20 protein-coding genes and 1 pseudogene are annotated in these 24,354 nt (G+C 67.9%); 13 read left to right on the top strand and 8 right to left on the bottom strand.

Annotated features, from left to right (window positions below):
• Positions 1–150: 150 nt before the first annotated feature.
• Positions 151–426 (top strand): annotated as a pseudogene (locus ACZYRU_RS12670) (alpha/beta hydrolase fold domain-containing protein); the annotation flags it as partial.
• 173 nt (positions 427–599) lie between these two features.
• On the opposite strand, the gene ACZYRU_RS12675 reads toward ACZYRU_RS12670, so the two are convergent.
• The gene (locus tag ACZYRU_RS12675) at positions 600–1,205 is read right to left on the bottom strand and encodes a TetR/AcrR family transcriptional regulator (protein WP_056893296.1); all 606 of its coding nucleotides are present in this window, start codon (positions 1,203–1,205) and stop codon (positions 600–602) included.
• 88 nt (positions 1,206–1,293) lie between these two features.
• Between ACZYRU_RS12675 and ACZYRU_RS12680 the strand changes: the two genes are divergently transcribed.
• Positions 1,294–2,268: a quinone oxidoreductase family protein gene (locus tag ACZYRU_RS12680; protein ID WP_200952714.1), complete on the top strand. Its 975-nt coding sequence runs from the start codon at positions 1,294–1,296 to the stop codon at positions 2,266–2,268.
• A 23-nt stretch (positions 2,269–2,291) separates the two neighbouring features.
• Positions 2,292–3,260 carry an LLM class flavin-dependent oxidoreductase gene (locus ACZYRU_RS12685; RefSeq protein ID WP_200952715.1) on the top strand — a complete coding sequence of 323 codons (969 nt, stop codon included), beginning with the start codon at positions 2,292–2,294 and terminating at the stop codon, positions 3,258–3,260.
• Positions 3,261–3,389: 129 nt separating this feature from the next.
• Here ACZYRU_RS12685 and ACZYRU_RS12690 read toward each other — a convergent pair whose 3' ends face one another.
• A complete protein-coding gene (locus ACZYRU_RS12690) occupies positions 3,390–4,019 on the bottom strand; it encodes a TetR/AcrR family transcriptional regulator (protein ID WP_162261038.1) in 630 nt (209 codons plus the stop codon).
• A gap of 230 nt (positions 4,020–4,249) precedes the next feature.
• On the opposite strand from ACZYRU_RS12690, the gene ACZYRU_RS12695 reads away from it, so the two are divergent.
• From ACZYRU_RS12695 to ACZYRU_RS12715, 5 genes are all read left to right on the top strand, one after another.
• Entirely contained in the window at positions 4,250–5,695 is a 1,446-nt protein-coding gene (locus ACZYRU_RS12695; RefSeq protein ID WP_056893298.1) for an amidase, read from the top strand.
• A 92-nt stretch (positions 5,696–5,787) separates the two neighbouring features.
• Entirely contained in the window at positions 5,788–6,753 is a 966-nt protein-coding gene (locus ACZYRU_RS12700; protein WP_056893299.1) for a sugar ABC transporter substrate-binding protein, read from the top strand.
• Positions 6,754–6,765: 12 nt separating this feature from the next.
• Positions 6,766–8,343, top strand: coding sequence for a sugar ABC transporter ATP-binding protein (locus ACZYRU_RS12705; protein ID WP_082612141.1), 1,578 nt, complete (start codon positions 6,766–6,768; stop codon positions 8,341–8,343).
• A complete protein-coding gene (locus ACZYRU_RS12710) occupies positions 8,340–9,341 on the top strand; it encodes an ABC transporter permease (RefSeq protein ID WP_056893301.1) in 1,002 nt (333 codons plus the stop codon). Before ACZYRU_RS12705 ends, ACZYRU_RS12710 begins: the two co-directional genes overlap by 4 nt.
• Before the next feature lie 56 nt (positions 9,342–9,397).
• Positions 9,398–10,597, top strand: coding sequence for an aminotransferase family protein (locus tag ACZYRU_RS12715; protein ID WP_056893302.1), 1,200 nt, complete (start codon positions 9,398–9,400; stop codon positions 10,595–10,597).
• Between the two features lie 10 nt (positions 10,598–10,607).
• Here the strand turns inward: ACZYRU_RS12715 and ACZYRU_RS12720 are convergent, their stop codons facing one another.
• Positions 10,608–11,822: a PucR family transcriptional regulator gene (locus ACZYRU_RS12720; RefSeq protein ID WP_488957459.1), complete on the bottom strand. Its 1,215-nt coding sequence runs from the start codon at positions 11,820–11,822 to the stop codon at positions 10,608–10,610.
• A 191-nt stretch (positions 11,823–12,013) separates the two neighbouring features.
• Between ACZYRU_RS12720 and ACZYRU_RS12725 the strand changes: the two genes are divergently transcribed.
• The 3 genes from ACZYRU_RS12725 (at position 12,014) to ACZYRU_RS12735 (ending at position 16,467) form a co-directional block, all read left to right on the top strand.
• Positions 12,014–13,462, top strand: a complete 1,449-nt coding sequence (locus ACZYRU_RS12725) for an amidase (RefSeq protein ID WP_162261040.1) — start codon at positions 12,014–12,016, stop codon at positions 13,460–13,462.
• Positions 13,463–13,476: 14 nt separating this feature from the next.
• Positions 13,477–14,988, top strand: a complete 1,512-nt coding sequence (locus tag ACZYRU_RS12730) for an NAD-dependent succinate-semialdehyde dehydrogenase (protein WP_488957460.1) — start codon at positions 13,477–13,479, stop codon at positions 14,986–14,988.
• 93 nt (positions 14,989–15,081) lie between these two features.
• Positions 15,082–16,467 carry an amidohydrolase family protein gene (locus ACZYRU_RS12735; protein WP_056893305.1) on the top strand — a complete coding sequence of 462 codons (1,386 nt, stop codon included), beginning with the start codon at positions 15,082–15,084 and terminating at the stop codon, positions 16,465–16,467.
• 221 nt (positions 16,468–16,688) lie between these two features.
• On the opposite strand, the gene glnA is transcribed toward ACZYRU_RS12735, so the two are convergent.
• Together glnA and ACZYRU_RS12745 are read right to left on the bottom strand one after the other, a co-directional pair.
• On the bottom strand, positions 16,689–18,110 hold the full coding sequence (gene glnA / locus ACZYRU_RS12740) for a type I glutamate--ammonia ligase (RefSeq protein ID WP_488957461.1): 1,422 nt from the start codon (positions 18,108–18,110) through the stop codon (positions 16,689–16,691).
• A 215-nt stretch (positions 18,111–18,325) separates the two neighbouring features.
• Positions 18,326–20,503: a glutamine synthetase III family protein gene (locus tag ACZYRU_RS12745; protein WP_488957462.1), complete on the bottom strand. Its 2,178-nt coding sequence runs from the start codon at positions 20,501–20,503 to the stop codon at positions 18,326–18,328.
• Between the two features lie 163 nt (positions 20,504–20,666).
• Between ACZYRU_RS12745 and ACZYRU_RS12750 the strand changes: the two genes are divergently transcribed.
• A complete protein-coding gene (locus ACZYRU_RS12750; protein WP_488957463.1) occupies positions 20,667–21,062 on the top strand; it encodes an RDD family protein in 396 nt (131 codons plus the stop codon).
• A gap of 385 nt (positions 21,063–21,447) precedes the next feature.
• Positions 21,448–22,110 carry a hypothetical protein gene (locus ACZYRU_RS12755; protein ID WP_488957464.1) on the top strand — a complete coding sequence of 221 codons (663 nt, stop codon included), beginning with the start codon at positions 21,448–21,450 and terminating at the stop codon, positions 22,108–22,110.
• Between the two features lie 124 nt (positions 22,111–22,234).
• On the opposite strand, the gene ACZYRU_RS12760 is transcribed toward ACZYRU_RS12755, so the two are convergent.
• From ACZYRU_RS12760 to ACZYRU_RS12770, 3 genes are all read right to left on the bottom strand, one after another.
• Positions 22,235–22,675 (bottom strand): PKD domain-containing protein, encoded by a 441-nt coding sequence (locus ACZYRU_RS12760; protein WP_488957465.1) that lies wholly within the window; start codon positions 22,673–22,675, stop codon positions 22,235–22,237.
• A 263-nt stretch (positions 22,676–22,938) separates the two neighbouring features.
• Complete coding sequence (locus ACZYRU_RS12765) at positions 22,939–23,520, bottom strand: DUF6318 family protein (protein ID WP_488957466.1); 582 nt, start codon at positions 23,518–23,520, stop codon at positions 22,939–22,941.
• Between the two features lie 108 nt (positions 23,521–23,628).
• Positions 23,629–24,345 carry a DUF4191 domain-containing protein gene (locus tag ACZYRU_RS12770; protein ID WP_488957467.1) on the bottom strand — a complete coding sequence of 239 codons (717 nt, stop codon included), beginning with the start codon at positions 24,343–24,345 and terminating at the stop codon, positions 23,629–23,631.
• Positions 24,346–24,354: the final 9 nt, after the last annotated feature.

Genomic DNA, 24,354 nt, shown 5'->3' on the forward strand with positions numbered 1-24,354 from the left:
CAACGCCACCCGTCCAGCCACGAGGTCGTCGACATCGGCATCGTCGACCGCCGCATCAGTCTGCTCGCCTGGGATGCGGTGCTGGGTGGTCCGCGTGGAGGCTGACGGCCTCACGCCCTACGCCGCTCCGGCGCGCTCCATGACCTCACTGGCGTCGCACCCGCGTCCATTGCGGTGGGTGACCACGACCTCTTCCGTGACGAGGACCTGGCCTACGCTCATCTGCTCCTAGCGTCGGGATCCCTGGTGGAATTGCATCTCTGTGCCGGGGCGTACCACGCTTTCGACCTCTTCGCGCTGGCCTCCGCTGTCCCGCAGTCGTTCACCGGCAGTTGGTACTGCTATCTCGGCCGCCACTTCGGGGCGGCTGCGATCGAGAGGATCGACGAGCCGTCCGAGCCGTCCGAGCCGTCGGCCGAGACCTGAGCGGGCGACCGGACGCGCTGTAGACGCCCGCCGGCTCCGGCTGGCGCCGTGGGGCTCCTGGTGCACACCGGCCGCGCGCGGCTTGACTGCGGTGAGCTCGGCCGGTCCGGCGCCGCGATCGCCTGCTCGTTCCGGTCCTCGGGTGGTCTGAGGTGCTGCCCGACCGCTGCGCCTCAGAGGCCAGAAAGGCTCGGGGGGTCGGGACGCAACGGGTGCGCACCCTCGGGGCGCAGACCGTCGAAGACGATGCCTAGATATCGCTCCCACAGGTGGGGCATGGGATCTGAAAGGTAGTCCACCACGTGGCCGGGGGCGCACATCAGGAGAATCACGTCGACCCCGGTGACATCGGCTCGGATCGCTCCGGCGAGCTTGGCGCGTTCGACCAGGTCGCCGATCGTGACGTAGAGGCGATCGCGCAGCTCGAGCACTTCGGGGTTCCTCTCGCTGGCACGCAGCAGAAAGGACAGGTCCCGCTGCTGCTTTCCTGCGGCCTCGGTGAGGAACTCCAGCAGGGCTGGGCCGGCATCGCGGGCACGCAGGAGGTCCCGTCCGAGCGCGTCGAGCGCGTCGACGTGGGTGCGGACGATGGCAGCGATCAGATCGTCCTTGGTGGGGAAGTGGCGGAACACCGTTCCCTTCCCCACGCCGGCCCTTCGAGCGATATCCGCCACGGAGGCCTCGAGGCCGCGTTCGGCGAACTCGTCCTGCGCCGCGGCCAGCAGAAGGTCGCGGTTGCGGACGGCGTCGGCCCGCCGGGGGCGTGAAGGCGTGGACACGGGTGCATACTACCAAGTTGACCGAACGGTCCGTTTATGGCTAGCGTCGTCGATAACGTGACCAATCGGTCCGGTTAGATTGGAGAACATGATGAAAGCCCTCGTTGCTACGCAGTACGGCGGTCCCGAACTGCTGTCGATCGAAGACGTGCCGATACCGCGGCCTGGACCTGGACAACTCCTGGTACGAGTCGCGGCGTCGACGATCAACGCCACTGATCTCCAGGTGATCACCGGCGTATACCGCGATGTGCTTGAACTCGAGTTTCCCTACGTCCTCGGCAACGACTTCGCCGGCACCGTCACCGAGGTCGGTCGCGACGTGACCGGGTTCGTGGTCGGTGACGAGGTGTTCGGTCAAGCGATGCCTCGCCCGCTGCGCGTCGTCGCGGCGGCCGACCGACCGTCGATCAGCACTGGGGCCATGGCGGAGTACGTCGTGATCGAGGCGGACACCCCGCTGGTGGCGCATCGCCCCTCGTCGGTTTCGGTGCAGCAGGCGGCCGCCCTCGGAATCGCAGGATTTACGGCGCGTGCGATATTGGCCACCACCCAGGTCCAGCCAGGCGAGTCCGTCCTGGTCATCGGCGCCACTGGCGGCGTGGGCACCTCCCTTGTGCCACTCCTGGCCACCGCTGGGGCGCACATCACGGCGACTGCCGGCACTCCTGCGGACGGTGAGGTTCTGCGCGGTCTCGGCGCGCACGAGGTCATCGGATTCAGTGCCACGGAGTACCCCGACGACGTCGACGTGGTGGTCAACCTCGTTTTTCCCGGCGACCGGCTGGCCCCAGTCGCGAGAGCGATCCGCCCTGGCGGACGCCTGACCACGATCATCTTTCCGGCCCCGAGCCCGGACGACCTCGGCCGTGACGATGTGGTCCTCCAGTACGTCAGCGACCTCGAGTGCCGACTTGGCGACATGGCCGACGTGGCACGGGCGGCAGCCGCTGGCGCTTTGACCGCGACCGTCGGGCGCACCCTCCGGCTCTCGGACGGGGTCGAGGCCGCAGTCAGCTTCTCCCGTCAGGAGGTCGTCGGCAAGATCGTGGTGACGATGTGACGCCCGGAGGCCGACGAATCCCCTTGACTCTGCTGGACCTGGCGCCGATCCCGTCCGACGGCACCGCGACCGACGCCGTCGCGATGAGCGTCGAGTTGGCTCGGGCCGCCGAGAGGTCGGGGTATGACCGGGTTTGGTACGCCGAGCACCACGGAACGACGACTGCCTCGGCGGCACCGGCCGTGCTGGCGGCGCACGTGGCGAGCCGCACGAAGACGATTCGGGTCGGCGCGGGCGGGGTGATGCTTCCGAACCACTCTCCGCTCTCGATCGCGGAGCAGTTCGGGACGCTCGCCGCCATGTATCCGAATCGGATCGACCTGGGGGTGGGGCGTGCGACGGGCGCCGACGCGGGGATGGCGTACGCCCTGCGTCGTGATGGCGCGAGTGACACCTTCGAACAGGATGTTGCCGAATTGCGCGCCTTTCTCGGCGAGGACAGCCTGATCCCGGGCGTCGTCGCTGTGCCGGGGCAGGGTACCCGCGTGCCGATCACCATCCTGGGGTCCTCGTTGTTCGGAGCACGCCTGGCTGCCAAGATGGGGCTGCCCTTTGCCTTCGCGGCGCACTTCTCACCGGGTGACCTCGACCAGGCGGTCGCGACGTATCGACGTCAGTTCAAGCCGTCTGCTGAGCACTCCGAGCCCTACCTGATGATCACGGCCAACGTGATCGCCTCCGACGATGCAGCATCCGTCTCGTCCAACCTCCGCGGCATGCTTCGTTTCGAGGCGCGCAAGGTTCTGACGAGGCGGCCGGGTGATCAGTCCTTAACGGACGCGCAGGTGGACACCTTTCTCGACTCGCCGCAGGGCGCGGCCGCAGCCCAGATGTTCCGGCACGCCGCGACCGGCAACCCGTCGGAGGTGGTTCGGGCGTTGGAGACCCTGGCGCAGCGAACGGGCGCCGATGAGCTCATCCTTGTCCATCAGTCGCCGGATCCGGAACATCGGATCCGCTCGCTCGTACTGACGGGCCGCGCCATGACCTGAGTGCCTTGAGGTCGTCGCGTGTCGACTCTCGGCGGGAACCTGCACCTGCCGGGATCGGCACGGTTCCGGAAGGTGGGGGCGGACCTGCGTGCGGCGATCGTCTTCTCGAAATGCCGTTGCAGGCTGGCCTCATCCGCCTGCAGGTGATGCCAGGTGCGGCTCCAACAGCCGCAGCGTTAGCTCGTAGGCGTCGTTGACGCGGGCCACGTCATGAGTGGCAGCCACGTCGAGGTGCAACCCGCGGATGACGGCCATGACGAGTGTGCTGACCACCTGCGCTTCTGCCTCAGGCCGTCCGCTGCTGACCAGTGCGTCGGAGAGGGGCGTCATCCAGTCGCGGACGACGGACTGCTCGAACCACTCGTACCGCTCCGGGTCCCTCAGCGCCATGCCGTACAGCTCGAACAAGAAGGCGAACTGGCGGTCATAGCCCGGGGTGAGCCACAAGGCCCACAGTCCGCGTAGCACATCGACCGGACGTCCCGCGCTGCTCTCCCACACGTTGTTGAGTGCGTCCACCATCGCGCCATGGAGTCCGCGACACACTTCGCGCACCAAGTCGTCCTTGCTTCCGAGTTGCCGGTTCAGCGACGTGATGGAGGTGCCGATGGCCTCGGCCAACGGGCGCAGGGTCAACTGGGACACGCCGACCTCGAGCGCGTACTCGGTGGCGGCGGCGAGCAGCTCCGGGCGCCTGTTCTGCCAGCGTCGAGCACGACCGTCCACCGTGGGCGCCGGGTCCACCGGCCTTGGCGTCACGCACAGATCGTACAAGCAGCCTTCGAGTCGTCGGCGACCCCGACGCCCACGGAAGGGGAAGGTCGATGCTGTGCCGGCAGCACAGTTGCCGCCTGAGGTATGAGCAATCAGCCCATTCTCACGCTCACTGACCGCGATTTAGCGTGGCGCAGGCCACACCGAGACCGTGTAATCCGACAGCCAGGTCGGACCCGCGGCGAGGTCGAGATCGTGAACGTGAGGTTCGACAAATGAATGAGATCAACACCTGGAGCGCGACGCGGGTCGCGTCGGCTGTCCGCTCGGGGGACATCAGCTCTCGTGAGGCCGTCGAGGCCTCGCTGGCGCGTCTCGACGAGGTCGAGCCGATCACGAATGCCTTCGAGGACCGCGCCGAGGATGCGCTCGCGCGTGCCGATGAGGCAGATGCCCGACGCCGTCGTGGAGAGCAGCTCGGCCCCTTGCACGGCGTGCCGATCGCCGTCAAGGACAACCACGACGTGAAGGGCCTCCCGACGACCCACGGTGTCCCTGCACTCGCAGGGCTGCCGCCCGCTTCCGAGACCTGCCCTCCGGTCGACCGGTACGTCGAGAGCGGGGCGATCATCATCGGCCGCACGCGGATGCCTCCGTTCGGCATGCGATGGACGACGCAGAGCGACTTCTTCGGGCCGACCCGCAACCCGCACGACCCGACGGTGACCGCCGGCGCGTCCACAGGTGGTGGTGCCGCTGCCGTGGCAACCGGTGTCGTCCCGATCGCCCAGGGCAACGACATCGGTGGTTCTCTGCGATATCCGGCGACGGTCTGCGGTGTGGTCGCCCTGCGCCCAACAGTTGGCATGGTGCCGTGGTGGACCTCGCCCCAGGGCCTCGGGATGCGTGTCTCCAGCCGTGAGTTCCAGGTCGACGGCCCGATCGCACGTCATGTCGAGGACCTGCGCCTCGCGCTGTCGGTCGTTGCCAAGCCGGACCCGCGTGATCCCGACGCAACCCCCGGCTATGCCGCAGCTCGCGTGACCCGACCGCGGATCGGAGTCGTGCTCGACCCCGGTGACGCACCTTTCGCGGGGTCGGGCACGCCTGAAATTGAGAAGTCGGTCCGGGAGGTCGCTGCGACCCTGCGGTCTGACGGGTACGAGGTCGACGAGATCGTCGTCCCCCAGCTAGGTGAGGCGGCGAGCCTGTGGTTGCGCCTCGCCTTCGCGGACTTCGTCCTGTCGGGACTCGGCGACCAGATCGACGAGTTCGCCGACGAGGGCATGCAGTTCAAGTTCAGGTCCGTCGTGTCACTGGTCGAGGAGGCGTACGGCCCTACCGACCTACGGGCCTACCTCGAAGGTCAGGAGCGTCGTTCCCTGATCCGCCGCGAGTTGTCCGAACTCATGACCAGGTACCCGGTGCTGCTCCTGCCGAACTCGGGGGAGCCAGCCTTCGCGCTCGGCAGCGACGTCACCAGTCGCGACCGGGTCCACGATCTCCTCCGCCACCAGTGGCCGAACCTTGCCGTGCCCTTCATGGCACTGCCCGGCGTAGGGATCGCGACCCATGTCCGCCCCCGACAGTCGCCACTGGGCGTCCAGTTGATCGGTCGTGCCTTCGACGAGGCGACGCTCCTGGACATCGCGGCGGCGCTCCAGGAACGCATGCCCGTGCCCAGCCCCGTCGAACCCGTCCCGCCGCACGCAACCCGCTGACCGTCGTCCCGCCGGGGCCGGTCGAGGACGCACCAGCACCGGACAAGAAACCGCCCCGCCCGACCGGGTCGGGCGCGAGCTAGGAGGCTCACATGAATTACCGGAACACCCTGTGCAGTGCCGCCGCCGCGGTTGCACTGCTGTCGACAGCGGCATGCTCGGGCGGCTCGTCGACCGATGACGGAGGCGACGACACGTTCTCGGTCGGCATCGTCCGGTTCGCGCCCAGTGAGGTGACGACGGAGGGCGCCATCAAGGAGTACGTCAAGCTCGCCGAGGCCGCCGGGTGGGAAGTCACGACCGCCAACCCCGACGCGGCCGTCGACAAGGCGATCGGCGCCATGCAGGACTTCGTGCAGAAGAAGGTCGACCTGATCGTCGTGGGCTCCTTCGACTCCACCACGCTGACCTCTGGACTCCGCTCGGCGACCGAGGCGGGCATCCCGGTCGCTTCGATCGCCGGGGGCATCGCCGACGGCGTGACCTACAACCTCGGCGTCGCCAACGGGATCGAGATCCCCGACCAGATGATCGAGGACATGGGTGGCGAGGGCCGCAGCCTCGTTCTCAGCTACACCCCGGGACCGCCGTGCCAGATCCGTGAGAAGGCGCTCGACGAGGCCCTCGAGGACACCGGCATCACGGCCGATCGCCAGGAGGTGACCATCCCGGGGCAGCTCGAGTCCAGCCAGCGGCTCACGACTGCATGGCTCGCGAAGAACCCCGCCGACGGCGAGCCGCTGTCGGTCTGGGCCTGCTGGGACGACCCCGCTCTCGGCGCCTATGTCGCCATCGAGCAGGCGAAGCGGACCGACGTGAAGATCTACGGGTACAACGGCACACCGGCAGGACTTCGCGCTCTCAAGGAAGGAAAGATCCGAGCGACGTCGGCTCCCGACCTCGCCGCGGCAGCGAAGCTCCTCTTCGATGCCACTCCCTCGCTCGTCGAAGGGGGTGCTGACGCCGAACCTCAGGACGTGGAGACGCCCTACAACCTCGTCACCAGCGACACCATCGACGAGTACCTCGTCGCGCACCCCGGTGCGGATGGATCCTGAGGACCGGTTGCGATGAATCACCGTCCAGAGCCCGGCGACGCTCCACATCTCCCGATCGGGGCCGGCGAGGAGGTCCTCAGAGGGTCGCTCCGCGTCGAGGGAATCTCCAAGAGCTTCGGCGGAAGCCGGGCTCTGGACGACGTCTCCCTCACCGTCCGACCAGGATCCGTGCACGCGCTGTGTGGCGCAAACGGCGCCGGCAAGTCCACTCTCATCAAGGTGATTGCGGGTCTCGAACACGCCGATACCGGGGTCATCGAGCTCGACGGGGAACCCGTGCGTGTCGCGAATCCCCGCCATGCGGCTGACCTCGGTCTCGGTTTCATCCACCAGGAGCTGAACCTGGTTCCCACGTTCTCGGTCCTCCGGAACCTGGCCATGGGTTCGGGGCGGACAGGCCGTTGGGGGCAGCTCGACCTGCGGCGCCTCTCCCGCGACGCTGTCGTGGTCCTCGAACGGCTTCAAGCCGACATCTCACTGAGTGCCCAGGTGGACAAACTGTCGGTGGCGGACCGGTGGATGGTCTCGCTGGCCCGCTCACTCATGCGTCCGGCCCGCTTCATCGCGATGGACGAGCCGACCGCGTCCTTCACCGACGATGAGGCGCACCGCCTCATCAAGGTCATCGATGAGCTGACCTCCACCGGCGTCGGGATCCTCTACGTCTCCCACCGCCTCGACGAGGTGCTGTCGATCTCCGACGAGATCACCGTGTTCCGCAACGGGCGGCTGGTGACGACCCTCGCGGCGCGGGAGACGGACCGGGCTGCGCTGACCACCCACATCGTGGGCCGCGAGGTCGAACGAGTCGTCGCCAGTGAACAGGGCGATCCTGGCGGAACCGAGCGAGCGGTGCGTCTGCGAGCGCTGGGCCTGAGCCGAAGCCCGCACGTTCTCAACGCCTCGTTCGACGTCAAAGTCGGAGAGATCGTCGGCATCGCGGGACTCGTCGGCGCCGGACGCACCGAGCTGGCCCGTCTGCTCGTCGGCGCCGACCGGGCGACTGCGGGGCGCATGGAGCTCGACGGGGCCGGGTACGCGCCTCGCTCGCCTCATCAGGCGATCCGGTCCGGCGTCGCGCTGGTGCCTGAGGAGCGACGCAGCCAGGGCCTGGTACTGACGGGCTCGGTCGAGGACAACCTGGCCATGGCCGAGCACGGAGCCGCCCGGCGTACCCTGCGTCCCTTCAGCCCGCGTCGCTCGCGTCGCACGGCAGAGGCGCTGATCGAACGGTTCGCCATCAAGACGCGATCCTCACGCACCGCTGTTCACCTCCTGAGCGGCGGCAACCAGCAGAAGGCAGTCGTCGGCAAGTACGTCCGCACCGGTCCGGGCCTGCTCGTCATGGACGAGCCGACCGTCGGCGTCGACGTCGGAGCTCGTGCGGAGATCTATCGGATCATCGGCGAGCTCGCCTCAGACGGGACCTCGGTCCTCGTCATCTCCAGCGACTTCGAGGAACTCGCCATCTGTCACCGGGTGCTGGTCATGCGTGCCGGCCGGATCATCGCCGAGGTGCCCGCCTCGCAGTTCGACAAAGACCATCTCACCGCCCTGAGCTTCGGGGCCCCCGATGCGGAGGAAGCATGAGCGCCACGACCACCGTCACCAGCGACGTCCCCGACAACGACAGCCCTGGATTCGACTACTTCGATTGGTTCGGAAGATACGGCGCACTCGTAGTGCTGGCGCTGCTCGTCACCGTCGCCTCGGCCGCCGCACCCGAAACTTTTCCGACCCTCGACAACGCCATCAACGTGCTCAACCAGAGTGCGTTGGCAGCCATCATCGCGATGGGCCTGACCTTCGTCCTGGTCACCGGTGAGTTCGATCTCGGCATCGGCAACGCAGCCAGTCTCGCCGGCGTCGCGGCCTGCGCCCTCATGGTCGATGCCGGGTTCGGGATCGTCGCCGCACTCCTGTCCGTGCTGGTCCTCGGCGCCGCCATCGGCATCGTCAACGGCTTCATCGTCACCTTCATGAACGTGTCGGCGCTGGTCGCGACCCTGGGCACGGGGACGGTCGTCATCGGCGTGAACTACGTCATCTCGGACGGCACACCGGTCGCCCTGCAGGACCCTGACACCTTCCTGGACATCACCTTCGGTCGGCTTTTCGGTGTTCCGTACCCGGTGTACGTGATGGTGCTGGTGGCGGCCGTCCTGTGGTGGCTGCTCAACCGGACCGTCCTAGGCCAGGCCATGCAGGCGGTCGGCGGGAACCGCGTGGCCGCAGAGCTGTCGGGCATCCGCGTGGACCGCGTGCGCATCATCGCGTTCGCCGTCTGCTCGATGTGCGCCGGGCTGACCGGCTTCCTCCTTGCTTCCCGCACGGGTAGTGCGACGCTCGCAGCAGGGGATCCCTACCTGCTCAGCTCGTTCGCTGCGGCCTTCTTCGGCTCGGCGGTCCTCCGCGACGGCCAGTTCCACATCGTAGGCACGCTCGTCGGTGTCATCACGGTGTCCGTCGGCTTCAACGCGATCGCATTGATAGGACTCGCGACCTACTCCCAGTACCTGTTCCAGGGGATCCTCCTTATCGTGGGCGTGGGGGTGGGCTCTCTCGCCCGGCTGCGCGCCGCGGCCTGAGCACGATGAGCTCCCTTGGGAGGAGCCCCTCGTCGCTGTGGCACGGTCAGGCCGCCATGAACGGGGTGGAGGGACACCGCATCGTGTTCGTGCGAGGCCGCGGGACCATGGTGTACGACGAGAGCGGCAAGGAGTACTTCGACGCACCGGCCTCCTTGTGGCTGACCAACGTGGGTCACGGCCGGGTCGAGATCGCCGAAGCGATGCGGGAACAGGCCGGACGCCTCGAGTACTACTCGTCGTTCGGCAGGTTCACTACCGATGTGACCCTCGCGCTGGCGGAAAGGGTCGCAAGGCTCAGTCCGCTGGGCAGCACCAAGGTCCTCTTCACCTCGGGTGGGAGCGACGGCATCGATCTCGCCGCGAAGCTGGCACGACGTTACTGGGACGCCGTCGGCAGGGGCGAGAAGACGGTCGTCGTGACCCGTGATCTCGCCTACCACGGTCTCCACGCCTTCGGCACCAGCATGACCGGCATCGCTGCCAACCAGGAGGGCATCGGTCGGCTCGTTCCCGACGTGGCCAGGGTGCCGCTGCACGACATCGACGCTCTCGAAGCACTGTTCGTCAGGGAAGCGGGTCGGATCGCAGCGTTCTTCACCGAGCCGGTCCTCGGCACCGGTGGGGTCCACCTCCCTGAGGCGGACTACATGCGGCGCGTCAACGAGCTGTGCCGTCGGCACGACGTCCTTCTCGTCGCCGACGAGGTCATCACGGGGTTCGGGCGACTCGGTCAGTGGTTCGGCAGCTCGCGAGTGGGTCTTGAGCCGGACATCATCGTGACAGCCAAGGGCATCAGCTCCGGGTACGCGCCGCTGGGCGCCGTGCTCGTGGGCTCGCGCGTCGCAGATCCGTTCTTCGGTCCCCAGGCGCTGACCTTTCGCCACGGCATGACCTATGCCGGGCATTCCGTCTCGGCAGCGGCGGGCCTCGCCAACCTCGACATCCTCGAGAGCGAGCGGCTGGTCGAGCGGGTGCGTGACCTCGAGGCGCCGCTCTTCAACGAGCTGGCGAGGCTGGAGTGTCATGACACCGTGCGTGAGGTACGTGGCGGGCTGGGGTTGATGGTCGGCATCGAGATGGTCGATGCGGAAGCAGCGCAGCAGGTCTCCGAGGTGTGCCTGGGGGAGGGATTCATCGTCCGGGTCATCACCGGTGGCACTCTTCAGGTCTCGCCGCCGTTCACCACCCCGGTCGAGGAGATATTCGCCCTCGGTGCGGTGCTCGACACGACGATCGGCTCTCTCCGTCGGTGACGGTCGAGGCTCACACCTTCTCGAGGGAGTGGAGCACGGTGAGCGCGGCCTGAAGTTCGAAACGGGAGTCCGCGAGCGGGTACCCCAACATGGCCTCGGCGCGCTTGATGCGGTTGTTGACCGTGTTGCGGTGGAGGTGCAGTGCCTGGGCGGTGCGCAACGGACTCAGGTGAGCGCCCAGGTAAATCCGCACGGTGTCCCGCAGCTGCCGCAGCTCGATGCCTTCGCCGGCGAGGTCACGGAGTTGTCGACGCGCGAACGTGACCGCCTGGTCACGGTCTGCCAGCAGCAGTGAGAGCAGTGCGATGCGGTCGTAGTCGGTGACAGAAGGCGCCGGACGCAGACCACGGGATACATGCTCGAACACGATCCGTGCCTCTTCGTGCCCGGCGCGGAATCCGTTCACGCCCGTCGTGCCGGTCCCGATCGCAACGTGGACGCCCATGGCGCGCTCGCGGAGGAGCGACTCCACGTGCGCCGTGTTGACCTTCTCCGACGGCCGCACGTTCGCCCATCCGTAGGCCGTGCGCGCGCTGGCCTGCACGACGAGCCGTGCCCGTGCCGGCAGCACCCGTGCCACGGCCGTCGCGGCGTCCAGAACGGTCGCGTGGTCGGCGCCGTCGCCAGGAGTCGCCCAGCAGATGAAGGCCAGGTGCCGGCCCAGCAGTGGATAGCCGAGCAGGTCGGCCCCAGGGTCGCTGCCGGTCAATACGCTTTTGACTGCGTCGATGCGCTCGGCCGGGGACCCGACCGTGACCAGCTCCCGACGCATCTGTTCGGAGACGTCGCGTTCGACGCGCGTGAGAAATTCCGACAGCACGCGGAACGCGACACGCGAGCTGCGCGACAACATGTCTGCGTCGGAGCACTCCACCGCCAGGGCCGGCGCCAGGAAGTCGTTCCAAAGCACGTCCTGGCCGTAGTGATAGATGCGGGCGAGGTCGACCTGCGTCAGACCGAGTCGGGCCGCGAGTCGAGCAGCCTCCAAGGCGTCGGCGGGTGTGCCCGCCTTCCACGCTCCGTGCTCGAGCATGGTGAAGAGCAACGCCAGGTTGGCCTCCATGCTCTCCATTTCCGCGCGCTCGGGGACGAGCAGGTAGCCCGGTACAGCGCGTTCCAGGGCGCTGTGGAGGCCTTCGAGCATGTCTGACTTCCGCTTGAGGAGCGCTCGGCCGGCGCCCGCCAGGGCGGCGCGTTCGTCGGGTGAGAGGTCGAGGTACTCCATAGGCCGAAGGGTACGTCCGTCAGCGGTCGGGATGGTGTGTTTTCTGCCCACTATCGCGCTCAGGAGTGTGCTACGGGCACATTGTGGCGGGCCCGCTGCGTTCCTAACGTCGGACGCACCGTGGCCGCTGAGTCGGATCCACGAGCGACGTCGACGCTCAGGTCCGACGTCTAGGGACCTTGGGAGCAGTGGTGAGCGAAATCTGGAAGCTGTCGGCGACGCAGGTGGCCCATGCCATCGCCGAAGGAGATATCAGTTCCCGCGAGGCCGTCGAGGCTTCGCTGGAGCGACTGGCCCAGGTCGAGCCGCACCTCAACGCATTCAGCGATCACGTCGCTGACGCCGTGAGACACGCAGACGAGGCCGATGTCCGCCGCGCCCGCGGTGAGTCGCTGGGGGCGTTGCACGGCGTGCCGATCGCAGTCAAGGAGAACCACGATCTCGTCGGGTTCCCCACGACGCACGGGGTGCCGGCACTGAGGGACGCGGTGCCCGCTCGACGCAACGGACCACCTGTGGAGCGGTACGTGGAGGCCGGCGCCGTCATCATCGGCCGTACCCGCATGCCACCGTTCGGCCAGCGTTGGACCACGCAGAGTGACTTCTACGGTCCTACGCGCAACCCGTACGACCCGTCCGTGACCGCCGGCGGTTCCACGGGCGGCGGCGCCGCGGCCGTTGCGGCTGGTGTGGTCTCCATCGCTCAAGGCAACGACATGGGTGGGTCCCTGCGCTACCCGGCTTCGGTCTGCGGCGTGACGGCCCTTCGCCCCACGGTGAGGAAGGTGCCGTGGTGGACCTCCGGCGAGAACGAGGGCATCCGACTCGCCTCGCGTGAGTTCCTGGTCGATGGCCCGCTCGCTCGCAATGTCGCAGACCTGCGACTTGCGTTGTCGGTCATCGCCCGTCCTGACGCGCGGGACCCCGAGGCGACCCCCGGACACGCGCTCCCCGCCACCGACTCGCCTCGTATCGGTGTGGTGGTCGATCCCGGGGACATGCCCTTCGCGGGAGCGAGCTCGCCCGAGGTCGATGCGTCGCTCCGCGCCGCCGCCGCGACCCTGCGCTCCTGTGGTTACGAGGTCGATGAGATCTCCGTCCCCGCGCTGGGCGAGGCCGCCGGGCTCTGGTTGCAGATGACCTTCGAGGACTACGGCGTGGCCTCATTCGCGTCCGAGCTCGACGCGTTCGGCGACGACGGCATGCGCTTCAAGTGGAACGCGGTCACACGTCTCGTACGGGAGGAGTTCGGTGACCGCAGCCTCGAGGGGTACCTCGCCGCGGTCCAGCGACGCTCGTTGCTGCGCCGGACGATCTCGGAGTTGATGGTCGACTATCCCGTCCTGCTGCTTCCCAACTCGGGGGAGGAGCCGTTCGGGCTGGGCGGTGACGTGACCAGCCTCGACAGGGTGAGGGAGCTCCTGCGCAGCCAGTGGCCGAGCCTGTCCGTCCCCTTCATGGCGCTCCCCGGTGTCGGTCTGGCCACCCAGCCTCGGGCCGGCCGGGCGCCCCTGGGTGTCCACCTCATCGGTCGCGCCTTCGACGAGGAGACGATCCTGCGGGTGGCCGAGCAGATCGAGGCCACCACGTCGTTCGGTGAACCCGTCGACCCCGTCCTTCCCGTCGGTTCGCGGTCGTGAGCAGAGGAGCGCCGGTGGAGGATCGCGGGGGCGACCTGTCGGCGGAAACGGTCGCTGTCCACGGCGTCGCTGTGCCCAGCGGTCTTCTGATCGGCGGGGGCTGGAGAGCAGCGAGCGACGGTGCCACGTTGGCTGTGGTCAATCCGGCCGCCGAGTCCGTCATCGCGAGGGTGGCCGACGGCACCGCACGGGACGGGGTCGCGGCGGCGCGCGCCGCCGCGCGGGCGCAGGAGGGATGGTCGTCGACGGCCCCTCGTGACCGCTCGGACATCCTGCACCGCTCTTTCGTGGCGATGATGGAGCGGCAAGAAGAGCTCGCTCTGGTCATCACGCTCGAGATGGGCAAGCCGCTGGCCGAGGCGCGTGGCGAGGTGGCGTACGCGGCAGAGTTCTTCCGCTGGTTCGCTGAGGAAGCGGTGAGGATCGACGGCGGGTACGCCCGACGTCCCGACGGCCTGGCCAAGACCATCGTGCTGCGGCAGCCCGTCGGACCGTGCCTGCTGATCACGCCCTGGAACTTCCCGCTCGCCATGGGCGCCAGGAAGATCGGGCCTGCCGTCGCCGCCGGATGCACGATGGTCCTCAAGCCCGCGCCGCAGACGCCGCTCTCCAGTCTCCTTCTCGCCTCGATCCTGCAGGAAGCTGGTTTGCCCGACGGCGTGCTGAACGTCGTCACGACCTCCAGGGCGAGTGAGGTGGTCGGGCCGATCCTGACGGGTGGGGAGATCCGCAAGCTGTCGTTCACCGGCTCGACGCAGGTCGGAAAGATCCTCCTGGGGCAGGCTGCGGAGAAGGTCGTGCGCAGCTCGCTGGAGCTGGGTGGGAACGCTCCCTTCCTGGTCATGGCCGACGCAGATCTCGATGTGGCGGTCGAGGCCGCCGTCCAGGCGAAGATGCGCAACATGGGGGAGGCGTGCACGGCCGCCAACCGCTTCTACGCCCACGCCGCGATCAGCGAGGAGTTCTCGACGAGGCTGGCTGATCGGCTCTCGGCGATGCAGGTCGGCGACGGGCTCGTCGATGGCGTGCAGGTCGGGCCGATGATCGATGCGGCCGGGCGCGACAAGGTGCTCGGGTTGATGGCGGACGCGGTTGGACGGGGGGCCCGGATCGTCGCGGGAGGCAGTGCTCCTGAGGGGCCCGGGTTCTTCGTCGAGCCGACCGTCCTGGTCGACGTTCCGGCGGACTCGGAGCTGCTCGCCACGGAGATCTTCGGGCCGGTGGCGGCGATCCAGACGTTCGAGACCGTCGAGGAGGTGATGCGCGCGGCCAATGGCACGGAGTGGGGACTGGCCGGCTACGTGATGACCCAGGACGTCGATCTCGCGTTCGAGATCAGCGAGAAGCTCGAGGTCGGGATGGTCGGGCTCAACGCCGGTGTCGTCTCTGACCCTTCGGCTCCCTTCGGTGGGATCAAGCAGTCCGGTCTCGGGCGTGAAGGCGGGCGCGTGGGCATCGACGAGTTCCTCGACACCAAGTACATCTCCATGCCGGTCCGGGAGGGCGCCCGACTGCCTGCTCCCTGAGCATCCACGGTGGCGTCGAAGGAGTCGCCATCCCTATTTACCGAAACGATCGATTCGGATACTTTTGCGTGACACCCTGACCTAGGAGACGACATGACGAACCGAGCAACAGCCATCACCGGCGTGACCCTGATCGATGGGACCGGACGCCAGCCCATCACCCCGGCGACGGTCGTCTTCGAGGGTGATCGCATCATCGCGGCCGGCCGCGAAGCCGACGTGGTTCTCCCCCCGGAAGCGACACTGGTCGACGGCGTCGGCAAGTGGCTGATCCCGGGCTTCGTGAACGGCAACGTGCACCTCCTCGACGCCTGGATGTTCATGATCGGGCCGGGGACCATCGAGTACCTGGCACGGTGGGAAGGCCGCTTCGTCGAGGTGATCGAGGAAGCCGCCCAGCTCGTGCTGCGCAACGGAGTGACGACCGTGTTCGACACCTACAACGCTGTGGACCACGTTCTCGCCGCCCGCGACCGCATCAACGCCGGGACGTCGCAAGGAGCTCGGATCTTCGCGGCGGGTGCCATTGTCGGCATGGGTGGGCCCTTCAGTGCCGACTTCCACTTCGCGGGCCGCCGAGCCGCCTCGCAGTCGTTCGTCAACCGCATCGACGAGGCTTTCGAGGCGGGAGTGGGCCACCAGCTCAGCACCCTTCCCCGTGCCGAGGTCCGCGCGCGGGTGCGGGACTACCTCGCCCGTGGCGTGGACCTGCTCAAGATCGCGGTGAGCGACCACATCTTCATGAACGTGGGCTTCGACCGGTCCTACCAGACATTCAGCCGCGAGGTGCTCGACGTGATCGTCGAAGAGGCCCGCTATGCCGAGGTGCCGGTCCTCACCCACAGCCTGTCAGTCGAGTCGCTCGACACCTCGGTCCAGCTGGGGGCAGACGTTCTGATCCACGCCAATTACACGATGGGTCAGCCCTACCCGCACGAGCTCGTGGACCGGATCGCGGCGAGCGACTCGTGGGCAGAGCTGCAGACGATCCACGCCGACCACACGAAGGGGCTCGAGGCGGCAGGGAACTGGGCCGCGCAGCTCGGCGGGGGAGCGTACGCGGAGAACGAGCGGGTCCTCATCGGCGCCAACGCCAAGATCATCATGGGTACCGACGCCGGCTGTCCCAGTGTCGACCACCTCGCGGACCTCACCCCGGCTGAGCGGGACGACCGTCCGTGGACGATCGGAGGTGACCACTTCCACTGGACCCAGTCGATGGTGGAGAAGGGCATGTCGACTCTCGAAGCCATCTCGGCTGCGACGCTGAACGTGGCCAAGGCCTACCGGAAGGACGAGCTGATCGGCTCGGTGGAGGTCGGCAAGATCGCTGACCTCGTTCTCCTCGACGCCAGCCCCGTCGATGACATCCGCAATCTCCGAGCCATCAACACCGTCTTCCAGGGCGGTCGGGCGGTCGACCGCGAGAGTCTCCCGACTCAGGCCCTGGTGACGGCGCATCCCCGCGCCATCGGCTGAAGCCCATCAGGGCGGGTTCGCGATCGCGCCGACCGCTGCGTGGGTGATCCGAGTCTGGGCTGCTGCGCGTGCAGGTGACATGCGACTCGGTTCTGCGTGGCGTTGAGCGGCGGAGTGACGCATGGCGGCTCGCGGCACATCTTGCTGCGAATGGGCGATGGCCCCGGGGAGTCCCGGGGCCATCGATCGACCGAATATGAGTAATCCGATCAACTAGCGAACTAAATGTCGTAGTACAGCTCGAACTCGTGCGGGTGCGGCCGCAGCTGCACGGGCGCGATCTCGTTCTCCCGCTTGTAGGACGTCCACGTCTCGATCAGGTCGGGCGTGAACACGTTGCCGACGGTGAGGAAGTCGTGGTCGGCCTCGAGGGCCTCGAGCACGGCGCCGAGCGAGGTCGGGACCTGAGCGATCTCGGCCATCTCGTCCGGCGGGAGCTCGTAGATGTCCTTGTCGACCGGGGCGGGCGGCTCGGTCTTGTTCTGGATGCCGTCGAGGCCGGCGAGCATCAGGGCCGAGAAGGCGAGGTAGGGGTTCGCCGACGGGTCGGGGAAGCGGGCCTCGACGCGCTTGGCCTTGGGGTTGCTGCCGGTGATCGGGATGCGGATCGAGGCGGAGCGGTTGCGCGAGGAGTAGACCAGCGAGATCGGGGCCTCGTAGCCGGGGACCAGGCGGTGGAACGAGTTCACGGTCGGGTTGGTGAACGCGAGCAGCGCCGGGGCGTGGGCCAGGATGCCGCCGATGTACCAGCGGGCGAGGTCCGACAGACCGCCGTACCCGGTCTCGTCGTAGAACAGCGGCGAGCCGTCCTTCCACAGCGAGGAGTGGACGTGCATGCCCGAGCCGTTGTCGCCGAAGATCGGCTTCGGCATGAAGGTGACGGACTTGCCCTGCTCCCAGGCGGTGTTCTTGATGAGGTACTTGAACTTCATCACGTCGTCCGCGGCCTTGAGCAGCGTGTCGAAGCGGTAGTTGATCTCCGCCTGGCCGGCGGTGCCGACCTCGTGGTGGGCGCGCTCGACCTGGAGGCCGCAGGCCTCGAGGTTCTTGACCATGTCGGCGCGCAGGTCGCTGTAGTGGTCGTACGGCTCGACGGGGAAGTAGCCACCCTTGAGGCGGGTCTTGTAGCCCTTGTTCTGGCCGTCGTCCTTGCCGGAGTTCCACCAGCCCTCGACGGAGTCGATGTGGTAGTAGCCCTCGTTGACGCCGGTGGAGTACCGCACGTTGTCGAAGATGTAGAACTCGGCCTCGGGCGCGAAGAACGCGGTGTCCGCGATGCCGGTGGAGGAGAGGTACGCCAGCGCCTTCTTCGCGATGTTGCGCGGGTCGCGGGAGTACGCCTCTCCCGTGATCGGGTCGTGGATGAAGAAGTTGACGTTGAGGGTCTTCGACTTGCGGAAGGGGTCGATGTACGCCGTCGTCGGGTCGGGGAAGAGCGACATGTCCGACTCGTTGATCGCCTGGAAGCCGCGGATCGAGGAGCCGTCGAAGCCCAGGCCGTCGTCGAACACGGACTGGTCGAAGGACGAGGCCGGCACGGTGAAGTGCTGCATCACACCGGGCAGGTCGCAGAAGCGGACGTCGATCATCTCGACGCCCTCGTCCTTGATGTACTTGAGCAGCTCTTCGCTGTTGTTGAACATTCGGTCCTCCTCGGCTGCGGCGCCGCGGCCCAGCCATCGGTTCAGCCTGTGGCGATCGGGGGCACCGGTACGGCGATGGGCCGGAACCCTCCCCGGCAACCTACCGAATGACCTGTTGCCGACGCAGCACCGGTTTGTTTCGTCCGTGTTAACAACGCGCGCACGCCGAACTGCCCCGACCCTCATCGGGGCCGGGGCAGCTGGGGACCGCTGGGTCAGCGGATGAAGAGCATCTCCTGGTACGTCGGCAGCGACCACAGGTCGTCGGCGACGACGGCCTCGAGCGCGTCGGCGGCCTCGCGGACGGCGAGCATCGCGGGCAGGATCGCGTCGCGGTGGTACGCCGCCTCCTCGAGACCATGGTGGCCCTCGGCGCCGGCCTGGGCGGCGACGAGCGCGGCGATCCCGGTACGGAGCGAGGTCACCAGCTCGGTGACGGCGAGCAGGTCGGTGGTGTCGGCCTCGACGCCGGCTGCCTTGAGCGACGCGACGTTGGTGGCGAGCTCGGTCTGGTAGCGGACCGCGGACGGGAGGATCGTCGTACGCGCGATCTCCTCGGTCAGGTTCGCCTCGACGTTGATCGTCATGACGTACTGCTCGACACCGACCTCGAAGCGGGACTCGAGCTCGGCCTCGCTGAAGACGCCGTACGTCGAGAACAGCTTCTTGGCCTCCGGGGTCTGGTACTCCGGCAGCGCGTCGACCGTCGTCCGCAGGTTCTTGAGACCCCGCTGCGCGGCCTCGGCGTGCCACTCCTCGGAGTAGCCGTTGCCGTTGAAGACGACCGCGCCGTGCTGCTCGACGACCTTGGCCAGGACCGACTGGACCGCGTCGTTGAACTCGCTGCCCTTGGCGACAGCGGCCTCGAGCTCGGTGGCCAGGTAGTCGAGCGCCTCGGCCATGATCGTGTTGATCACGACCATCGGCGCGGCGACGGTCTGGTTCGAGCCGGCGGCGCGGAACTCGAAGCGGTTGCCGGTGAAGGCCATCGGCGAGGTGCGGTTGCGGTCGCCGGCGTCCTTGGTCAGGTCGGGCAGCGTGTCGACGCCGACCGAGAGGACGCCCTTCTGCTTCGACGAGGTGGCGCCGCCCTTCGCGATCTGCTCGAAGACGTCCTGGAGCTGGTCGCCCAGGAAGATCGAGATGATGGCCGGCGGGGCCTCGTTGGCGCCGAGGCGGTGGTCGTTGCCGGCGCTGGCGATCGAGAGCCGCAGCAGGCCGCCGTACAGGTGGACGGCGCGGATCACGGCGGCGCAGAAGACGAGGAACTGCGCGTTGTCGTGCGGGTTGTCGCCCGGGTTGAGGAAGTTGCCCTGGTTGCCGTTGCCGAACGAGAAGTTCACGTGCTTGCCCGAGCCGTTGACGCCGGCGAACGGCTTCTCGTGGAAGAGGCACTCGAAGCCGTGCGTCTTCGCGATCGACTTGAACGTCGACATGAGCACCTGCTGGTGGTCCGAGGCGAGGTTGGCCCGCTCGAAGACCGGCGCGATCTCGAACTGGCCGGGCGCGACCTCGTTGTGGCGGGTCTTCGCCGGGACGCCGAGCTTGAACAGCGCGCGCTCGGTGTCGTGCATGAAGCCCAGCACCCGCTCCGGGATGGCGCCGAAGTAGTGGTCGTCGAACTCCTGGCCCTTCGGCGGCTTCGCGCCGAACAGGGTGCGGCCGGCGTTGAGCAGGTCGGGGCGCGAGTTCACGAAGGCGGTGTCGACCAGGAAGTACTCCTGCTCGGGGCCGCAGTACGACACGACGTTGTCGATGTCCTTGTGGCCGAACAGCGCCAGGACGCGCTTGGCCTGCTCCGACATCGCGTTCTGCGAGCGCAGCAGCGGGGTCTTGTGGTCGAGCGCCTCGCCGGTCATCGAGACGAAGATCGTCGGGATGCACAGGGTGTTGCCGTTGGGGTTCTCGAGGATGTACGCCGGCGACTGGACGTCCCAGCCGGTGTAGCCACGGGCCTCGAAGGTCGCGCGGATGCCGCCGTTGGGGAAGGAGCTCGCGTCGGGCTCACCCTGGACCAGGGTCTTGCCGGAGAACTCCCAGACCGCCGTACCGTCGCCGACCGGCTCCATGAACGAGTCGTGCTTCTCGGCGGTGAGGCCGGTGAGCGGGTAGAAGACGTGCGCGTAGTGCGTCACACCCTTCTCCATCGCCCAGTCCTTCATCGCCGAGGCGACGATGTCAGCCACCGCGGGGTCCAGCTTCTGGCCGTTCTGGATGGTCGCGAAGACCGACTTGAACACCGACTTCGGCAGGCGCTTCTGCATCACCGAGAGGGAGAAGACGTTCTCGCCGTAGATGGCGCCCGTCTTCTCGTCGACGTCGAAGAACGCCGCCGGCACCTCGTTCGCCTCGATGTTGCGGATCGCGCCCAAGCGGGTCGGGTTCGAAGTCATGTGAACTCCCTGGTGGTCTCAACAGATGCCGTCGCGCAAGCGACGCACTGGTGACGTTAGGGCGTCCAGATTTCACAGGGTTGCCCGAATGTTTCGGCCGTGTAACAGGTTCACCGGCCGCGGCCCCGACGGAGCCCGGGGGAGGCCCCGCTAGCGTTGGAGGGTGATCGAGAACGCTTCCTGGGGTCGCCGGATCCTCGCCCTGCTCGTGGACTGGCTGCTGAGCACCCTGGTCGTGATCGCGATCTTCGGCTTCGACGAGTACTCCAAGCCCGGCTCGTTCGCCTCCGGCGCCGTCCTCATCGTCTTCGTCATCGAGTCCGGTCTGCTGACCTGGCTCGGCGGTGGCTCGGCGGGCAAGCTGCTGACCGGCCTGTGCGTCGTACCCGCTGACGGGCACCTGCGCCGCCTCAATCCGATCAAGGCCATCGGCCGCCAGGTCCTCGTCGCGCTCGTCATCCCGCCGCTGGTGTTCCGTCCCGATGGCCGTGGGCTGCACGACCTGTTCGCCGGTACATCGACCGTCACCTTCGCGACGCTGCGCACCCTGACCAAGTAGGTCTCACACCCCGGGGCGGCTGCCTGTGGAAGAGGCGGGCGGACCGGCGCCGGGGCGATGCACGCTGTCCGCCATGGTCCAGCGCACTCGCCACATGACGCCGCCGGCCGTCGACTCCCGGCGGCCCGGCTTGGTGTGGCCGGTGGCCGTTGATCCAGCCGGCGTCAGCGGCCCGACGCCCTCACAGGCGCGAGGGCCTCGTTGGGAGGCAGGGCCACGGGGCCTCTACCTGCCGGCCGATCGAGACCCGACGTTGGCCGTCGAGCAGCGGATCGTCACGGCCGCCGCTCTCCTTCCGCCGGGCGGCGCCGTGACCGGCTGGGCTGCGTTGCGGTGGGCAGGTGCCGGTCACCTCGACGGCCGGCAGCGACGTCACGAGCTGCCGGTGGAGCTCGCCGTGCCGAGGCACGCCATCCGGCAGCGTGCCGGCATCGCCATCACCTCGGAAGCTGCCCTGTTGGAGAACCTGGTCGACCACGACGGCCTCACCCTGACCGCTCATCCCGGGTCTGTGGCGTACGCCGTACGTCGTGCGTCGAGTCTCGTGGAGGCCGTGGCGCTGATCGATCGAGCCTGCGCGGCCGACCTGGTCTCCCTGGCTGAGCTCGACGCGTGGCAGGCCGCGCTCGGCGGCGCTCGGTGGGTCTCACGGCTGCGGAAGGCGATCGGCCTTGCCGACGAGAACTGCTGGTCGCCGATGGAGACCACGATGCGCATGATCTGGGTGGACCTCGGCCTGACGGACATCGTGTGCAACCGCGCTGTCTTCGACCTCAGCGGTCGTTTCATGGGGACCCCGGACCTGCTCGATCTCGCAACCGGCACGGTTGGTGAGTACGACAGCTTCCTTCACCTCAACGGTGAGCAGCGTGGCGTGGACGTCCGGCGCGAGGGCGTCTTCCGGCGTGCTGGACTGGAGTACGTCGAGATGGTCACCGCCGACCTCCGTGATACCGCCGACTTCCGCGCGGCGCCGAACGCCGCTGGACGATCGTCCCGCCGGTGGATTGGGTGGAGACCCATACCGTCGAGATGCGTCGAGCCCTGACGGACCGCCAGCGCTCACGCCTCCTGCGGTGGCAGAGCCTCGATCACTGATGCGGCCCGCCGAGATCGACGTTCCGGTCGTTCGTGGGGCCGGGGAACGACGGGAACGTCGATCTCGAGGGTGCTCAGTAGCCCACGAGCTTGGGCTTCGCCTCGATGGCTCGCAGTGGTTGGCCGGGCCCGTCGATGGTGACGGTGCCGGGGATGGTCTGCCAGGGGCCGTCGGCGACCTGGTAGCGGCCCGTGTAGGTGGTCGAGAGGCTCGGCAGGTAGTCGCCCTTGAGCTTGTAGTTGTGGGTGATGGTGAGCTTCGGGTAGGCCGCGCCGGGTTCGGTGGTGCTGGTGGCCTCGCCGTCGCCGAAGTGCCAGGTGTAGGTGGCGGGGGTGGCTTCGATCGTGACGGGTTGGTCGAGGAGGGTGACCGTCACGGTGATCGGGGTCGTGGTGGTGGTGTAGAAGTTGGTCTTGAAGTTGACCAGGGTCAGGCCGTCGGGTGGCTGGATCACGAGCGTGCCCGCGGGGAGCTTGAGCTCGGTAAAGGCCTTCTGGGCGTCGGCGACAGTCACTGTCTTGGTCGTTGTGTGCGACTCCGCGCAATAGCTCACGTCGGTACCTAGATCGTTTTCCGTGACCTCTGACGCTGATGCGCAGGCAGACGCAGACGGAAGCAGTTCAGGAATCTGCTGAGCCTTCGGCGGATGCTCATCGTCCTGCCCCTCGCGCGTACCCGAGTACCAGAGCGAATCGTCGCTGGTCCCGCCGCGGTCGTCCGCGGATGCGGGACCCGAAGCGAGGAGCAGGCTCGCCAGAGCAGCGACGACGGCGGTCCTCATCTGATCTCCATGACATCGACGCGCCAATGGCCTTCCGGCGTCCAGATGAGGTACATCTCGAAGGTCGCAGCGCCGGGCTCGATGGCTTCTTCGGTGCCATCGCGATCGATCAACGTCTGGGCGTCGTGCTGCGTTGCAACAGTGGCGTGGAAACCGGTGAGTTCGCCCGAATCGATCGAGAGCGGCCGGATCGCGCTGATGGCAACCGTGTGGTCTCCACCGATCACGTGACCGCCGCCTCGGTACTGCTTGCGGATCCGCTTGATGCCACCGTTGCATCCGCCACAGTTGGCATTGGACACAGCGCGGAGCGCCTTCACGTTCCCAGTCACCTGGGCGTAGTTGATCAGCTCCCAGTAGTACTGGATGAACGCCCGTGCCCCGGCCTCACTCGCTTCGGCAGCAGCAGCGGGCAGCTCCGGCTCGACCGGATCAGGCGCAGCCGACGTGGGCGTCTCCATCTTCCCCGTCGGGGTCCATGTCGAGGACGGGTCCCGCGGCGACACCTCGCCGTGCGAGCACCCAGCAAGCGCCAGCAGCACAGCAGCCGCGACGGCGGCGCGGATCGTCGTACGCAAAGGTCCACCCGAGAATTGCAGCGCCCGGACCGGGGACGCGTTCGCGACGCTATCCCGATCCGGGCGGCAGGCGCCACCAGCAGGCGACGAGCTGTGGAGAGAGGAGGATCAGCGACCGCGGAGGTTGCCGCGCATCCCCTTCATCGAGGTCGGCACCGGGCCGCGGGGGAGCGGGACCTTCGGGCGCTGGGCGTCGAGGGCGCGCAGGCGCTGGCGGATCTCGGTGATCTCGGCGGGTTTGACCTGGCGGCCGAGCTTCTGGACGTGGCGGACCAGCTTGTTGAGCGGGACCTGGCCCTCGTCCTTGCCGACGAGTACGTCGTGCACCGGGTAGTCGCCGGCAACGCGCTCGTGCTTCTTGTGCTCGCTGGCCATCAGTGCCTTGAGGCGGGCCGGGTTGCCCTCACCGACCAGGACGATGCCCGGGGGGCCGACGACGCGGTGGACCATGTCCTGCTGCTTGGTGAAGCCGACGACCTCCTCGATCACCCAGCCGCGGCGCAGCATGGTGAGCGCGCGGGCGGCGGCGCCGAGCTGGCCGTCGAGGCGGGCGAACGCGGCCTTCTGGGCGCGGCGGCCGAACACGATCATCACGGCGAGCAGGCCGATGAGGAAGCTCGCGATGCCGGCGAGGATCCAGCTGAAGACCGAGTTGTTGTGGGGCAGGACCAGCCGGAACAGTGCCAGGCCGAGGCCGCCGAAGACCAGGAACGAGCCGAGCATCCACCAGCGGATGGCCGGGTCGACCTCCCGGGACATCTTGTAGGTCTCGAGGATCTGCCGGCGACGGCTCATCGTGGACGGGTCGAGTGGCGTGTTCGACATGGGGTGCTG

The sequence above is a fragment of the Nocardioides sp. F233 genome (genome assembly GCF_057813895.1).

What these genes read in the sequence shown, in the direction of transcription:
- glnA (WP_488957461.1), bottom strand. Translation starts at nt 18,110, where the DNA reads ATGTTCAACAACAGCGAAGAGCTGCTCAAGTACATCAAGGACGAGGGC.
- ACZYRU_RS12710 (WP_056893301.1), top strand. Translation starts at nt 8,340, where the DNA reads ATGAGCGCCACGACCACCGTCACCAGCGACGTCCCCGACAACGACAGC.
- ACZYRU_RS12700 (WP_056893299.1), top strand. Translation starts at nt 5,788, where the DNA reads ATGAATTACCGGAACACCCTGTGCAGTGCCGCCGCCGCGGTTGCACTG.
- ACZYRU_RS12715 (WP_056893302.1), top strand. Translation starts at nt 9,398, where the DNA reads ATGAACGGGGTGGAGGGACACCGCATCGTGTTCGTGCGAGGCCGCGGG.
- ACZYRU_RS12745 (WP_488957462.1), bottom strand. Translation starts at nt 20,503, where the DNA reads ATGACTTCGAACCCGACCCGCTTGGGCGCGATCCGCAACATCGAGGCG.
- ACZYRU_RS12735 (WP_056893305.1), top strand. Translation starts at nt 15,082, where the DNA reads ATGACGAACCGAGCAACAGCCATCACCGGCGTGACCCTGATCGATGGG.
- ACZYRU_RS12770 (WP_488957467.1), bottom strand. Translation starts at nt 24,345, where the DNA reads ATGTCGAACACGCCACTCGACCCGTCCACGATGAGCCGTCGCCGGCAG.
- ACZYRU_RS12680 (WP_200952714.1), top strand. Translation starts at nt 1,294, where the DNA reads ATGATGAAAGCCCTCGTTGCTACGCAGTACGGCGGTCCCGAACTGCTG.
- ACZYRU_RS12695 (WP_056893298.1), top strand. Translation starts at nt 4,250, where the DNA reads ATGAATGAGATCAACACCTGGAGCGCGACGCGGGTCGCGTCGGCTGTC.
- ACZYRU_RS12705 (WP_082612141.1), top strand. Translation starts at nt 6,766, where the DNA reads ATGAATCACCGTCCAGAGCCCGGCGACGCTCCACATCTCCCGATCGGG.
- ACZYRU_RS12720 (WP_488957459.1), bottom strand. Translation starts at nt 11,822, where the DNA reads ATGGAGTACCTCGACCTCTCACCCGACGAACGCGCCGCCCTGGCGGGC.